The organism is Roseivirga sp. BDSF3-8, assembly GCF_041449215.1.
In the GTDB taxonomy this organism is placed as follows: domain Bacteria; phylum Bacteroidota; class Bacteroidia; order Cytophagales; family Cyclobacteriaceae; genus JBGNFV01.
This window is the reverse complement of record NZ_JBGNFV010000001.1, coordinates 3,426,612-3,441,071: the sequence shown is the minus strand read 5'-3', so window position 1 is coordinate 3,441,071 and position 14,460 is coordinate 3,426,612. Positions and strand designations below refer to the sequence as shown.

Sequence of the window (14,460 nt, the reverse complement as noted above, 5' to 3'; positions counted from 1 at the left end):
TATAGTTCCTCATTTTATACCCCCCGATTGGGCAGACAGACCTATCTTTACTTGCTCATCTACTTATACTCCCGACATGAAAAAAATCTACTTACTAATTGTAGCGCTTCTTGCCTTTAGTACTCCTTCAAATGCTTACCAGGTAGAAGAAACGGATACTACAGCATTGACAGCAGAAGATAGTGTTCTGCTCATGAGCTATATAGCTGCAGACACCAGCTTCACTTACCAGCGTGGCGAAGTGGAACTGGGCGATGGCCTGGCTGTAATAAATGTACCGGAAGGATTTAAATTTCTGGATAAGGCACAAAGCCGCCAGGTACTCGAAGAGCTTTGGGGTAACCCTGAAGATCCGAGTACAATGGGACTTCTATTCCCGGAAGAAGGGTCACCTATGCTTTCAATGACTTACGCCATAGAAATATCTTATGCAGAGGAAGGCTTTATTGATGATGAAGACGCCGAGGGTATTAATTATGATGACCTGCTGGAAGAGATGCAGGAAAGTGCAGTGGAAGAAAGCAAGCAACGCCGCGAGCTGGGTTACCAGGGATATGAATTAGTCGGGTGGGCTAGTCCTCCGTATTATGACGTAGAAAACAAGAAACTGCACTGGGCAAAAGAGCTGAGATTTGATGAAGAGGAGTCCACTACCTTGAATTATAACATCCGTATTCTGGGGCGCCAAGGCTATCTGTTGCTTAATGGAATTGGTGAAATGGAATATCTGGAAGAAATGGATAGTAACCTGGAGCCTATTCTGGCCAGTGTAAACTTTAACGAGGGTAGCCGCTACCAGGACTATGATCCGGAATATGATAAAGTAGCCGCCTATGGAGTAGGAGGACTTATCGCAGGCAAGGTTTTGTCTAAGGTGGGATTCTTTGCTGTACTGGCCAAGTTCTGGAAAGTAATCGCTATCGGTGGAGCGGCTGTTATAGCAGGAGTAAAGAAATTTTTCTTTGGGAAAGGCGGCGATACTGCCTGATTTCATTGCGAATAAATAACAAGCGGGCTGCTTGCCATTGGGCAGGTAGCCCGCTTATTTTTTACCACCCGGATAGGTCTGGTAAAATGGGGCCAGCGCCAAGAGCAGTAAAAAAGGTAAAAATGAAGCCTTGTACCGCATAAGTGAACCAAAATTTGGCATGCCATAGGCCAGAAAGACGGCCAGAGACAGGCAATACACCAATCCGGCAATTACTGCCATGGAACAGGGCCGGAATTTCTGCCGGATAAAAAATACAAACCCAAGCAGGCACACGATCAGTAACAGACCATTTTCCAAAGCTACTCCCCAGCTTAGGATTGAGCCCGTTCCATCGCCGGGCAGAGGCCTGAAGAGGCCGGTAATAAAGGCCTGAGGAGCATACCGGATAAAAGAAAGCGGAGTAGCTTTCAGCTCTTCCATGTAAGCTACATTTTCCGGGACAGATGAAGCAGCTACCTGATGATGCGTACGCGCCACCAATGACAAAAAATGCTCTGAAGATAGAGCAATGTGCATATTACGGCCTATCAACACCCCACTAATCAAAATACTTATCCAAAGTATAAACTGCAGATTTACCCTTCCCGAAAAGTATTCCCGCCTGCGGGATAGCTCACCTATCAAAGCTGTCGCGAAAAGTAGTGGGACAAATACTATGGCATAATAGTATTTGATATACCATAAAACTATGCACAACATGAGGGCTGCAGCCACTCGAATAATTGGCGCAGCCGGCTTTTTCTTTAAAAGGAAAGGAAATAATAAAGCAGTTGCAGTAAAGATAATTGGTACAGCGAGGGCCTCTTTCTGAATGCCAGAAGACCAGAATACGGCCGAAGGATAAAACAGCAGAGAAAAAGCGATGGCGGGAGTAAGGGCTGGAAAATACCTGTTAATGACAACAAACAAGTACCAGGCCGCGGCAAAGCTACATGCTGACAACCAAACGGCCGTGAGCCATGCGCTACCAGCTGTAATCACGTAAAAAAAAGATAGGATTTTAGCAAAGAGCAGGGCACGCGGCTGATTTTTCAACAAAAGCTCCGGGCTATCGCCTGACCCCTGGCTGTCAATCAGGTAGGTGAAATAGGATACTGCCTTGTTTTCCATTAGGTCAGCGATAGACTGGGCATCATGCCAGTAAGCAGCCAGGTCAGAAGCTTTAAATACTTCTGTATGGATATAAAAGGAAAGCAGCGTAAGACTGAGCTTTACAACTAAAGCTCCGCAAAATAAAGCCCCCCTCCCACTACGGACTACAGATATACGGCGGTAAGCTCCATAAAACAGTATGACTAAAATTAGTATATGAAGGGATATGGCCAATTTTAACTTTTCATGATTTCTGCTCCTATCTGGCAAGATAAGCATTTCTTTCCTGAGCAGAATTCATTATGCAACTCGATCATTGCTTGTGAGTCATAGGCATTCTGGGCAGGGGCTCCCACCTCTTTCCAGGTATTTAATATACGGTTACTTTCAGCCGGTATAACTTGTAACCATTCCACTGCCTTGTCAATCAGTGCTTGCTCATCTTTTTCAAAACCTACTGCTGCCATCAGGGGTACTGCTACATTGATAAGCAAATTTTCCATCGCAAGCTTTCCCATGGTATTCTGCCTGCTTTTCTTTTTTTTACCAAAATTATAATGGCTTAGCCAGTAATCGGAAGGGGCAATTCTCAGCTTTTCCATAAGTTCCCGGGGCCCTTTAGCATCCAACACCATAGAGAATAGGTTTCGCTCGGCAGTAATAAGCATGGCAAATTGGGCCAGCCTGAGAGTAGGAAAGTTAGCCGGCCTGGCACCGGCAAACTTCCAGATATGGCCTGGTAATATTTTTTCCTGTAATCCGAAAGTGGCCGAGAGCATGGTAAACTCCCTGGTTAGATGGGCCGAATAGGTATCTGAGGGCTCATTTTCCAGTAGTCCGGCTATGCCGAAAATCATGGCCTCAATCTGCCGTACATCATTACTTTTACGGGCCAGTATCTTTAAAGGCAGGCTCTGCGTCAATGCCAGAAAACTCTGGTTGTTAAGCTTAAAGCCAAAGTGCATGCCAAGCCACTGATAAGCTGTTTCCTCCCAGTCGCCATTGTTTGCACGCAGCATTTGACGAATAGCCAAGGACTTACGTTCAAGTCTTTGCGTGAGAGCCCTGTCCATCATAATGAATTTGGTAAGAGCCCTTACCTCCTGCCACTGTGACTGACAAAGTACCGTGCCACGTTCTTTCATAAGGCCGTCAAACCTGGAAATCAGTAACGGATCTATGCGGTCTTTCAGTTCAAGCACAGGAATCTGAGAACCATCCTGCCGGTATACCTCCCGGTCATTTTCCCAGACTACATGCAGGATAACATTATTATAGGCGGGATCATGCTGGTGCTTATGGGTATTCCAGTCGCTGGCTTTGATATGTATCTCTACATGCCCCACCCAGTGAACCTCAGCCATTACCATGCGGGCCTGACTAAAATCGGGGCCTGATGCACGATTATATATTCCGGGCCGATCTATGTGCAATGGCTCACCCTGAGTAGTAGCCAGAGCGGAATGATCAAACTGGCGGTATTGCCAGACAAAATGGAGGAAAGATTCTTGCATTTCTAACTGGTTAGAAATGCAAAAATAATAAACCCTGCTTTTTCAGGGCGCAATAAATACAAAAAATAGATAGAATTATTCTACTTTAAAGATATTTATCCAGATAATCAGCCATTTGTCGCTGTAGATGACGGGCGGCATCGCCGGCGGCCACCGCGAAGTCTGAACCGCGGGACGCGTAGATAATTCCGCGACTGCTATTGACTAATAACCCGCAGTATTTATTCATGCCGTATTTAGCGACATCTTCCAAACTACCTCCCTGTGCTCCTACTCCTGGCACTAGCAGAAAGTGATCCGGTACAATCTGCCGTATTTCCTGAAGCTTCCCTGCCTGCGTGGCACCCACTACATACATCAGGTTATTTGTGTTTCCCCACTGAGTACTGGTCCTGAGCACCTGCTTATAAAGTTCATCCGAGGATTGCTGTGAGAGGATGTGTTGGAAATCACTACTCCCTTTATTAGAGGTTAAAGCCAAAAGGATCACCCACTTTCCTTCAAAATCAAGAAAAGGCGTTACAGAATCCTCACCCATGTAGGGGGCTACTGTAACAGAGTCGAAAGCATACGTTTCAAAAAACGTACGGGCGTAAAGCCTGCTGGTGTTGCCTATATCACCCCGCTTAGCATCGGCTATGGTAAAAATACCCTCGGGAATTATCTCCAGGGTTTTGCGAAGGCTCTCCCACCCCCTGGGGCCCATAGCTTCATAAAAGGCAAGGTTGGGTTTATATGCCACGCAATATTGGGCAGTAGCCTCTATAATCGCCTTATTAAATTCAAATACAGGGTCTTCAGTGTCCATAAGGTGTGGAGGCATTTTATCCGGATCAGGATCGAGCCCCACACATAGAAATGAGCTTTTTGCCTTAATCGCCTGAAAGAGTTCCTGTTGGTTCATACGGATAAATTTTGCCAAAAATAAAAAAAGGCCGCAAAACGGCCTTTCCAAATATATCTTTAAATCTGTTTATCTCAGATCAATAACTTCTACATCGCTGTAATCATCTTCATTAAAGACAAAATATGAGTCCTGCAGGTTAGCTTTAGGGTTAAAGTTTCTAATATCGTAATGAATCACATTACCAGCTTTGTCAAATATTTTCCATCCTTTCAGCGTATTATTGCTCTTATTGATCAGTAAACGCACCTTATAGTACTGGCTATTCTTATCATTAGGGACCAGGTCTACAACATTTACATCACCGGCACTTTCCTGGTCCAGATAGATGTATTTGAATCCGTCCTTGTATGCAGTATAGATCTTGCTAGGTGACATATCTCCATCCTCAGGATCATAGTAGTCAATGTTTACTTCATTAACATCTTCCAGGTAGGTCCACATGGTCTCACCATTATTGATAATTTCCTGCCCCTCCATTTTCAGGCGGTACATATTATCTTTTACAGCTATTTTTCCTGCAAACTCCTCATTCAAACCCTCTGCTTCGTTGGTAAGTATGTAAGAGAAGTCGGCTTTGTAGCTGGGGATCTTCTGGTACTGGGCGCTCATTTTGTCCAGTATAGTCCGGGCCTTTTCGTCGTATTGCGCAAGGGCTACAACCTGAAAGCCAAAGAGTAAAATTAAAATTCCAACTAATCTTTTCATTACGTATAATTATGAGCGTTAACTATTTCTTGTTCTTAACTATTATCCAGACTGTTCAATAATTGTTCCAAACTATACTCGTCCTGCACTAAAACTTCCCTGGCCTTGCTTCCCTCAAAGGGTCCTACGATTCCTGCAGCTTCCAGTTGGTCTATTAAGCGACCCGCACGGTTATAGCCCAGCTTCAATTTTCGCTGGATAAGTGAGGTACTACCCTGCTGGTGCCTTACGATCAGGCGGGCTGCGTCTTCAAACATGTCGTCGCGTTCCGAAAGATCCACTTCCCCGGGGGCTGTTTCCTCGTCTCCCGAAAACTCAGGCAAATAGTATGCCGATTCGTAACCGCGCTGGCTTCCCACCCATTCACAAATAGATTCCACCTCCGGTGTATCTACAAAAGCACACTGCAAACGGATGGTATCTGACCCCATGCTGAGAAGCATATCTCCCATACCCACAAGCTGTTCGGCTCCTCCACTATCCAAGATGGTTCGTGAATCCACCTTACTTGTCACACGGAAGGAGAGCCTGGCAGGAAAGTTGGCCTTTATAATACCCGTAATAACGTTTACCGAAGGACGCTGAGTGGCTACCACCAGGTGAATACCGATGGCCCTGGCAAGCTGAGCCAACCTGGCAATGGGGGTCTCCACTTCTTTCCCTGCCGTCATCATTAGGTCAGCAAGTTCATCAATTACTAGTACTATATAAGGCAGGAAACGGTGGCCTTTCTCAGGATTAAGTCTGCGCCTGATAAATTTATTATTGTACTCTTTTACATTCCGGCAGCCGGCATCCTTAAGCAGATCATACCGGTTATCCATCTCAATACACAGGGAATTTAGGGTATAAATTACCTTCTTAGTATCTGTAATGATTGGCTCCTCACTGTTAGGTAGCATTGCCAGGTAGTGCCTTTCTATCTTATTAAACAGCGTCAGCTCTACTTTCTTAGGGTCTACCAGCACAAACTTGAGCTGGCTGGGGTGCTTTTTGTAGATAAGACTGGTGAGGAGTACGTTCAGTCCTACTGACTTACCCTGTCCCGTGGCACCGGCCATAAGCAGGTGGGGCATCTTAGCCAGGTCGGTAACAAAAACCTCATTTGAAATGGTCTTTCCGAGCACCACAGGCAGTTCCTTGTCACTATTCATGAACTTTTCAGTGGTGACTACGGAGTGCATACTTACCATTTCCCGGTTCTTATTAGGCACTTCTATACCAATAGTTCCTTTACCGGGTATAGGGGCGATGATACGTATACCAAGGGCCGCGAGGCTGAGGGCGATGTCATCCTCCAGGTTCTTGATCTTACTGATTTTTACTCCTGCTTCCGGTACTATTTCATATAGGGTTACGGTAGGTCCGATCGTAGCTTTAATAGAGGAGATCCCGATTTTGAAATTGACGAGGGTCTCTACAATGTTGTCCTTGTTTTGCTCCAGCTCATCTTTGGTCACTCGGACATCACCAAAGTCATATTCCTTGAGCAGATCCGGAGTAGGGTATTTATAGGCACCAAGGTCCAGCGTAGGATCATAGTTTTCCTGGGTGTTCGCTTCAGCCTCTTTCACGGGCTCATTGACCATAAAGCCGAGGCTGTCATCCTCATCTTCTTCCTTATCCCCAAGTGGTGCTTCCTCTACCTCAAGAGATAGGTCACCCACATCGGCTTTTGTCCGGGTAGGTTTAGATTTGTCCTTTATTTCCCAGGAAGCAGATTCGTCAAGAGCGTCTTCTTCTGTGGAATCATCCTCTGCACTATGGTAGCCTGCGTCTTCCTTAAAAGGGCTGTCTTTACCGAACTCTTCTTTTGCTTCTTCCAGGGCCTCTCCGGGCATATCATCTTCATCACCGGTATCAGCGGCAGAACTCACAGCGCTTACCCCATTGCTATCAGAAGATTTAGCCCTGGAGGCATTATCAACATCGTCATCATTTGCAGTTGCGGCATGACCTTCCTTACCAGATAGCATGGAGGTGATATTGAAAAAGTAGATAACAAAAGTAAGGAGCGCAAATACTAATAGCAGTACGGTGCCCCAGCCGGTGAGGCTGTCAAAAAGCAAAGCCATCTCATACCCTATTCCTCCGCAAAGAAAGCCCCACTCTGTAAGCCCGTCGGACCTGAGCACAACATACCCCAGCAATAAGCTTATCCAGAAGGTAAGGAAGAAAACAACTTTAAATGCCGGATACAAAGGCACTATATCCCTCTCAAAGACAATACGATACCCAAGGATAACCAGAAAAGGAGGTGTGAGAAATGCTGCTATGCCAAACCACTTGTAAATAAAAAAGTGGCTGACAAGGGCTCCGAAAAAGCCCAGCCAGTTTTCTGTATCCAACCCGGAGGCTCTTAGACCTGTCTCGTTGGCCGCCTCCACCACGCTTTGGTCTGCCTTGCCGGTAAAGAGGTAGCTCAGAAAGGCGGTAAATAAATACATACCGGCTATAATGAGGAACATCCCTACCGTAAGTTGCAGTCGCCTGTCGCGCAAAAAGGACATATTCAGCTTATAGGGCTTTCTTTCCTTTTTCTGCTTTTTGCGGGTATTAGGGCTCTTAGACTTAGATTTATAAGTGTTTTTTGCCATGTAGCTCAGCCTGTTCGCTATTAGCGCTTGTTTATGTTATACGGTCCGGTTTGCTGATATGCGAAGGTAGGTCACAGCCAGAAAAAGATAAAATACTATTCCAAAACCGCCTTTACCAACCAAATCCCGGCAATATACGCAGTAGAACTGTCAATTACCTGCTTTACGCATCAGGGCCTGGTTAATTTGCCTGATGAGCGAGGGACCTTCATAGATAAATCCGGTATATAGTTGCACCAGAGAAGCTCCTGCATCCAGTTTTTCTAAAGCATCGCTGGCTGACATAATCCCGCCTACACCTATTATAGGAATGGTACCACCAGACTTCTCATTCATGTAACGGATCACTTCCGTGGACCTTGCCCTTAGGGGCTTTCCGCTAAGGCCGCCTGCCCCTATAGCTTTCACTTCCTCATCAGGTGTTTTAAGGTTACTCCGGTCTATGGTGGTATTGGTGGCTATTAACCCGTCCACCCCTACAGACTTCACTATATCAATGATATCATCCAGTTGCTCATTGGTAAGATCCGGTGCAATCTTCAGTAATATGGGCTTTTGCACAGGCATCTGAGTGTTACGCTCTTTCAACGTCGAAAGTAACCTGGTCAGAGGTTCTTTTTCCTGAAGTTCTCGCAGGCCGGGAGTATTTGGCGAACTTACATTTACCACAAAATAATCGACATACTTATATAAGGTATCGAAGCCCTTCAGGTAGTCTTCAGTAGCCTCCTCATTCGGGGTCACTTTATTTTTGCCTATGTTACCCCCCACAATCACCCCTGACCTTCTTTTTTTAAGCCTTTCCACAGCCGCTTCAAGCCCTTCATTATTAAAGCCCATCCGGTTTATCAATCCCTGATCATCCTGTAGCCTGAATAGCCTTGGCTGAGGGTTGCCCTGCTGAGGCATGGGGGTTAGCGTACCTATCTCAATAAAGCCGAAACCGAGGCGGGCCATCTCATCTATAAGCTTAGCATCTTTGTCAAAGCCAGCCGCGAGACCTACAGGATTGGGGAAGTCAAGCCCGAATACCTTTCGGTGCAGGGCGGGGTGTTGCACGCTGGTGGAGTAACCAAACAATGAAGCTACACCAGGTAGCCGGAAGGTTCGCCTGATAAGATTGAATGTAAAGTGATGAGCTTTTTCCGCTGGCATCCGGAAAAGAAAGGGTCGAATTAGATTCTTATACACGATAGGACAGGAAGGCTTTTTGCGGCAAAGATAACAGATAAAAAGACACAGGCTAGGTATTTTCGGCAATCCACTCATCACAACTTGCTCCCGCTTACCGAAAAAGAGAAAGAAATTTGCAACAAGTACCTTGCAGTACCCGTAACATTGTATAAATTGGTACTATGTTATACAAGGTACTATACCCTTTAACGATGAACCTAAAATCATATGAAGCTTGAGAATACACAAGTGCAAATGCGGAAGGGAATTCTTGAATTCTGTATTTTGCACATAATCGCAAGAGGGGAGGTTTACGCATCCGACATGCTCGAAGAGCTTACAGAAGCTAAGATCATGATTGTGGAGGGTACACTTTACCCACTGCTTACAAGGCTCCGTAAAGCGGGACTTGTGGAATACAGGTGGGTGGAATCTTCCAGCGGGCCGCCCCGAAAATATTACAGGCTCACGCCTGCAGGATCTGCTTTTCTGGAAGGGCTTGACCGCACATGGATCGAGTTAAGTGCTTCTACACGTAAGATCATTTCCAAAACCTCTTGAACCTGCAAACCATGAAAAAAAATATAAGTATCAACATCAGCGGCATCATCTTCCACATAGAGGAAGATGGCTATGAACGGCTGAAAGCTTACCTCGAAAGCATAAACAGGTACTTTTCTACTTTTGAGGATAGTGAAGAAATTATAGCCGACATAGAAAGCCGGATAGCCGAGATATTCCTTTCCAGACTAAGGGAAGGAAAACAAGTAATTACATCTGAGGACGTGGAACAGCTCATGACCACCATGGGTAGTATTCGAGACTTCCAGTCTGTGGAAGATGTACTGGAAGATGAAAAAGCACGAAAGTCTGACTACCAGCAACGTGCTGAAAGTAAAAACGAAAGCTATACCAACAGTTCAGAGAGCACCACGCAAGGCACCAAAAGGCTCTATAGGGATGAAAACCGCAAAGTACTGGGTGGCGTGGCAGCAGGTATTGCTCATTACTTTGGCATAGACCCCTTATGGGTACGGCTTCTGTTTGTCATATTATTGCTGGACCTGTTTGTCACTTTCAGTATCAGTAGCCTTATGCTTATAAGCTACATTATTTGCTGGATCGTGATACCGGGCAGCCGCACGCTGGAAGAAGACAAGAAGATAAAGCGGCTGTATCGTGATCCTGATGACAGGGTACTAGGCGGCGTTTCCAGTGGACTGGCGGCCTATTTCGGTACGGACCCTATATTGATCAGAATCTTATTCATATTACTACTGGTACTGGGTGGCTCCGGATTTCTGATCTACATTGTGCTATGGGTAATCATGCCCCCGGCAAAGACGCTCACTGAAAAAATGCAGATGCAGGGGGAGCCCGTCACGCTCAGTAATATCGAACAGAATATACGCAAAAGCTTGAATGTCAAGGATGGGGAAGAAAATCTACTAATCAAGATCATACTATTCCCTTTCAGGCTTATTGCTGTCATTTTTAAAGGACTAGGATCAATAGCAGGTCCCCTCTTCCTTTTTCTCGGCGATCTGTTACGCATACTATTGGGCGTGCTACTCGTAATCCTTGGCTTGTCATTTTTCTTTTCAGGAGTAGGCCTGCTTACCGTCGTTACCGGCCTTGCGGATCCTTATAACCTCATACATGCGGACATTAATATGGCCGTTTTGATGAACAGCATCCCCATGGTGCCGAGCTTGGCGCTGCTAGCCTTTGTGTTCGTGCTCAGCATCTTAATGATGATCGGAGGCTTAACCCTTATCAGTAAGAAAAGCCTGTTGAACCCGGTACTTGGATGGACCATGCTTTCCGTCCTCATCGTAAGTCTTCTGGTAATGGCCATATCCATACCGGCCACAATACGGGACTTTCAGAGAGAGGGGACCATCAGGGAAATTAAGGAGTTTGCGCTGCCACAGGGCACTACGGTAATAGAGCTGGGAAGGCATCCTTCAAATAAACATGAAGAGGCTAAGTTGAGCATAAAGTCGTACGAAGGAGACATCATTCAACTAGAGCAGGAGTTTGAAGCCAGGGGACGAACTATAGATATGGCAGAGCAGAATGCTGGCATGATCGAGTATCGCGCAGTTATAGAAGATTCTGTGTTAACCCTGGATCAAAGCTTTGATTATAAAGAGAATGCTGTCTTCAGAAATCAGCGACTCAGACTCACATTGTACATTCCTGAGGGTGCACCGTTCCGCCTGGACAGAGACATCGTTCGCATTCTGGACTGGAATTCATCTGAATTCAGGAATTATACAGGTGAAAAGCTGATGTATGATGAAAATGGTGAGCTGACATGCATGAGCTGTCCTGAAATAAGGAAATCCGAACCGGATGCTATCGATTGGGAGGCAATAGATAGCAACGGACAAACAATCGGTTTGCAGCCTTTCTCAGATATCCAGGCCAGTGCCGGTTTCACCATCAGGGTGATAAAAGGAGATAAGTATAGCGCTACGGTAAGTAATGATCCGGGTAATGACGTTGCTTTCGATATGACAGATGACCAGCTTTCGATCAGGTTTGATGGCAATATGCGGCTGAACGATAATGACATTACCGAACAGATCAGCATACTGCTCACTATGCCAGAGGCCCCTGAGGAGTTAATCCTGAGAGATCAGGTGACCTTAAAGCTTGAAGGCTTTGAACAGGACGCCCTTGAAGCAAACCTTGAAAACGAGGCTGCCCTGGTTATCGATGGGAACATTCAAGACCTGCGTCTGGACCTTTCCGGAAACAGTCTGGCCTCTCTCTCCGGAAGAGGAGAAAAGATGAATGCCGACTTATTCGGCAGCGCAAGATTAAATGCGCTGGCCTACGAGTGTGGAGCGGGTGAAATAGAAACGTCAGGCACTTCACAGGCTCATGTCTATATCTCCCAAAAACTGGAGGCTGAAGCCAGCGGTAGCAGTGAGATCACATATAAAGGTGACTGCTCCCTGGATTCACGAACTTTCGGGTCTGCTACTGTCCGTAAATACCAGTAAAACCATACTATTCCTGCATGCCAATTGAGTGGCATGCAGGAATTTTAATGTTACATTCTCGCGTTATTTTCCTTCAAAAAACAGAAAAAACATACCCGATCGCTTTTTAAGTGACTATTGCATCTCGCAAGCCCCTATTTCTGGCATGCTGACCAAGCCTTACAATAAGCAGATAAGTTTCCGTGCACCACATAAAAGTTTTAGCCATATTAGAATTCCTGTGGAAATGGACGACGGTATCCGGCAGCTTTTCCATTTAACTTATAAGATCTGTGCTTCGGCAGGATCCATTTTTATTGTTGCCAAAACCCATACCAGTACGGGGGTACTATACCAGTAGAGCCTCTAATAACCGGAATCGTCTGCCATTTCTACTTTTTTCACTTCTTTTTCGTTATTTCGATGTGACATTACATTGAAATCTATGACTTCCATACTCACCATACTTACTTTTTGCCTGCTGGCTATAGGCTGTGGCGCCTCATCTCAAAACCAATCACAGGACGCAGACGCAAGCAGAGACGCTATAAGCCAGGGTATCAGCGGTACCCTAATCGAACGAAGCGGAAATTTCATGCCCACTCCGGAAAATGACACCCCGCACCGTGGCACAGAAGAACCCCACCAAGGCACTATCGAAGTATATAATCCGATAAATGTATCAGGCCTTGGCCAGGGACCTTACTACAAGATTACAGAGGAGCCACTTCACTCCCTGAAGACGAATGAAGAGGGGCACTTCAGCGTGCAGCTTTCGCCAGGCATCTATAGCCTTTTTATTAAAACTGACAGGGGGCTTTATGCCAAAACTTTCAACGGGCAGGGAATCATAGGACCTGTGGAAGTTACAGAAGGCAAGGTCACTGAAGTAGAAATGATCCTGGATAACGAAGCCACTTACTAAAAAACAACCCCATCAACACACTGGATATCAGTATTTTAAATAAAATCCATTTTTTTTCTCCTTCCCCATGCAACCTTTAGGGGGGCTATCTGCATCTACCGTATGAACCCTGACACAGATGAAACTACGATTACGAAAGGTGATATCAGAAAAACAGCTAGCTGAAGGATGCCGGCAAAAAGACCGGAAGATCCAGCGGCAGGTGTATGAGCACTTTTCGCCCCTAATGTTCACTGTCTGCAAGCGATATATCAGCGATGCCTCTCAGGCGGAAGAAGTGATGTTAGGAGGCTTTATGAAGGTCTATGAAAAAATAGATATGTTCGAAGGCAACGGTAGTTTTGAAGGGTGGATCAGGAGGATAATGGTAAATGAGTCGCTTTCCTGGCTCAGAAAACACAAAATCCTGAGCCTGCAGGTTTCCCTGGAAGAAGCCAGGGATGAAAGTGAACAGGAAGTAGCGGACCATCTGGTCACTAACCAGGATCTGATGAATCTTATCGCTCAATTACCAGACGGTTACCGTACCGTATTTAACCTCTACGCTATAGAGGGCTACGGCCATAAGGAAATTGCTCAGAAAACAGGCATTACTGAAAGTACCAGCAAATCGCAGTTGAGCCGGGCAAGGCAAATGCTGCAGCGCAACCTTAAGGCCATTCAACATGAAGCAAAAAAAAAGATCTGTAGCCATGAAGCATGAACCCATAGATGAGTTGTTTCGCACCAGGCTAGAGCATCAGGAAACCCCACCTGGTGCCGGCAACTGGGACAAACTGAACAGCATGCTGGATGCTAGCGAAGGAAAAGAAAAGAAAAACCGTAAGGGTATTTTCTGGTGGTCTGCTGCTGCCATAGCCGCTGCAGTAACCCTCCTGGTAGTCTTCGCAGGTAATGAGCAGACAGGTACAGATCAGGACAGGTATGTGGCCGATAACACAGAAAAACCCACCGCGGCCGGAGATGAAATAGCCTCTGAAAGCGCAAATAGCAATGGGGTAACTGAACCACCTGTCAATTCCACAGGAGACATACTGGTGGCACACACAGATACCAAGGCAATAGAAGCACAGGATGAGGGCATTTCTCCACCAGAGGAATCACTCACAAGTCCGGGCCGGGGCAATCTGGCTCAGAGCAAAAGCCAGACACTGCAAACGAATGGCCACCAGCCCACAAAGCCGGATAATACATCACAAGCATTAGCCGCAGTAGAAAATACAGCCCTAAATGCTAAAGCAGAAGACCTGGCAGCAATAGACGTGAAAAATATAGCGCCGGATGTGACTGCCAGGGAAAAAGACGCAATTGACCTGCCGGCTGTTCCTGACATCGAGATGGAAACCCTTGTGGCTTCCTTAGACGAACAGTCCAAATCTACTATAACCATATCCTACGTAGACTCACCCGATGATGAGACCAGCGGCAAAAAACGATTCAGCATGAAAAAGCTGATTGGCCTTGCCAAAGAAATCAAAGAGGGCGAAGTAGGCATAGGAGACTTGCGCCAGGCTAAGGACAATATCATCGCCGGCCAGTTTTCTCGAACATCAGATTAAACTC

At 46.0% G+C, this 14,460-nt stretch carries 12 protein-coding genes; 6 read left to right on the top strand and 6 right to left on the bottom strand.

What is annotated here, in order from left to right:
- Positions 1–76 precede the first annotated feature (76 nt).
- Complete coding sequence (locus AB9P05_RS14550) at positions 77–988, top strand: DUF2167 domain-containing protein (RefSeq protein ID WP_371909558.1); 912 nt, start codon at positions 77–79, stop codon at positions 986–988.
- 54 nt (positions 989–1,042) lie between these two features.
- On the opposite strand, the gene AB9P05_RS14545 is transcribed toward AB9P05_RS14550, so the two are convergent.
- From AB9P05_RS14545 to AB9P05_RS14520, 6 genes are all read right to left on the bottom strand, one after another.
- A complete protein-coding gene (locus tag AB9P05_RS14545; RefSeq protein WP_371909557.1) occupies positions 1,043–2,317 on the bottom strand; it encodes a hypothetical protein in 1,275 nt (424 codons plus the stop codon).
- A gap of 2 nt (positions 2,318–2,319) precedes the next feature.
- Positions 2,320–3,597, bottom strand: coding sequence for a DUF2851 family protein (locus AB9P05_RS14540; RefSeq protein WP_371909556.1), 1,278 nt, complete (start codon positions 3,595–3,597; stop codon positions 2,320–2,322).
- 85 nt (positions 3,598–3,682) lie between these two features.
- Positions 3,683–4,501, bottom strand: coding sequence for an orotidine-5'-phosphate decarboxylase (gene pyrF, locus AB9P05_RS14535; RefSeq protein ID WP_371909555.1), 819 nt, complete (start codon positions 4,499–4,501; stop codon positions 3,683–3,685).
- 69 nt (positions 4,502–4,570) lie between these two features.
- Positions 4,571–5,209 carry an outer membrane lipoprotein carrier protein LolA gene (locus AB9P05_RS14530; RefSeq protein ID WP_371909554.1) on the bottom strand — a complete coding sequence of 213 codons (639 nt, stop codon included), beginning with the start codon at positions 5,207–5,209 and terminating at the stop codon, positions 4,571–4,573.
- A gap of 35 nt (positions 5,210–5,244) precedes the next feature.
- A complete protein-coding gene (locus AB9P05_RS14525; protein WP_371909553.1) occupies positions 5,245–7,806 on the bottom strand; it encodes a DNA translocase FtsK 4TM domain-containing protein in 2,562 nt (853 codons plus the stop codon).
- A gap of 150 nt (positions 7,807–7,956) precedes the next feature.
- Positions 7,957–8,997, bottom strand: a complete 1,041-nt coding sequence (locus AB9P05_RS14520) for a quinone-dependent dihydroorotate dehydrogenase (protein WP_371909552.1) — start codon at positions 8,995–8,997, stop codon at positions 7,957–7,959.
- 210 nt (positions 8,998–9,207) lie between these two features.
- Here AB9P05_RS14520 and AB9P05_RS14515 point away from each other — a divergent pair, with 210 nt between their 5' ends.
- From AB9P05_RS14515 to AB9P05_RS14495, 5 genes are all read left to right on the top strand, one after another.
- Complete coding sequence (locus AB9P05_RS14515) at positions 9,208–9,540, top strand: PadR family transcriptional regulator (RefSeq protein ID WP_371909551.1); 333 nt, start codon at positions 9,208–9,210, stop codon at positions 9,538–9,540.
- Between the two features lie 11 nt (positions 9,541–9,551).
- On the top strand, positions 9,552–11,993 hold the full coding sequence (locus AB9P05_RS14510; protein WP_371909550.1) for a PspC domain-containing protein: 2,442 nt from the start codon (positions 9,552–9,554) through the stop codon (positions 11,991–11,993).
- Between the two features lie 424 nt (positions 11,994–12,417).
- A complete protein-coding gene (locus AB9P05_RS14505) occupies positions 12,418–12,897 on the top strand; it encodes a carboxypeptidase regulatory-like domain-containing protein (RefSeq protein ID WP_371909549.1) in 480 nt (159 codons plus the stop codon).
- A 118-nt stretch (positions 12,898–13,015) separates the two neighbouring features.
- Complete coding sequence (locus AB9P05_RS14500) at positions 13,016–13,600, top strand: RNA polymerase sigma factor (protein WP_371909548.1); 585 nt, start codon at positions 13,016–13,018, stop codon at positions 13,598–13,600.
- Positions 13,563–14,456: a hypothetical protein gene (locus tag AB9P05_RS14495; protein ID WP_371909547.1), complete on the top strand. Its 894-nt coding sequence runs from the start codon at positions 13,563–13,565 to the stop codon at positions 14,454–14,456. The genes AB9P05_RS14500 and AB9P05_RS14495 overlap by 38 nt, the downstream gene beginning before the upstream one ends.
- Positions 14,457–14,460 lie beyond the last annotated feature (4 nt).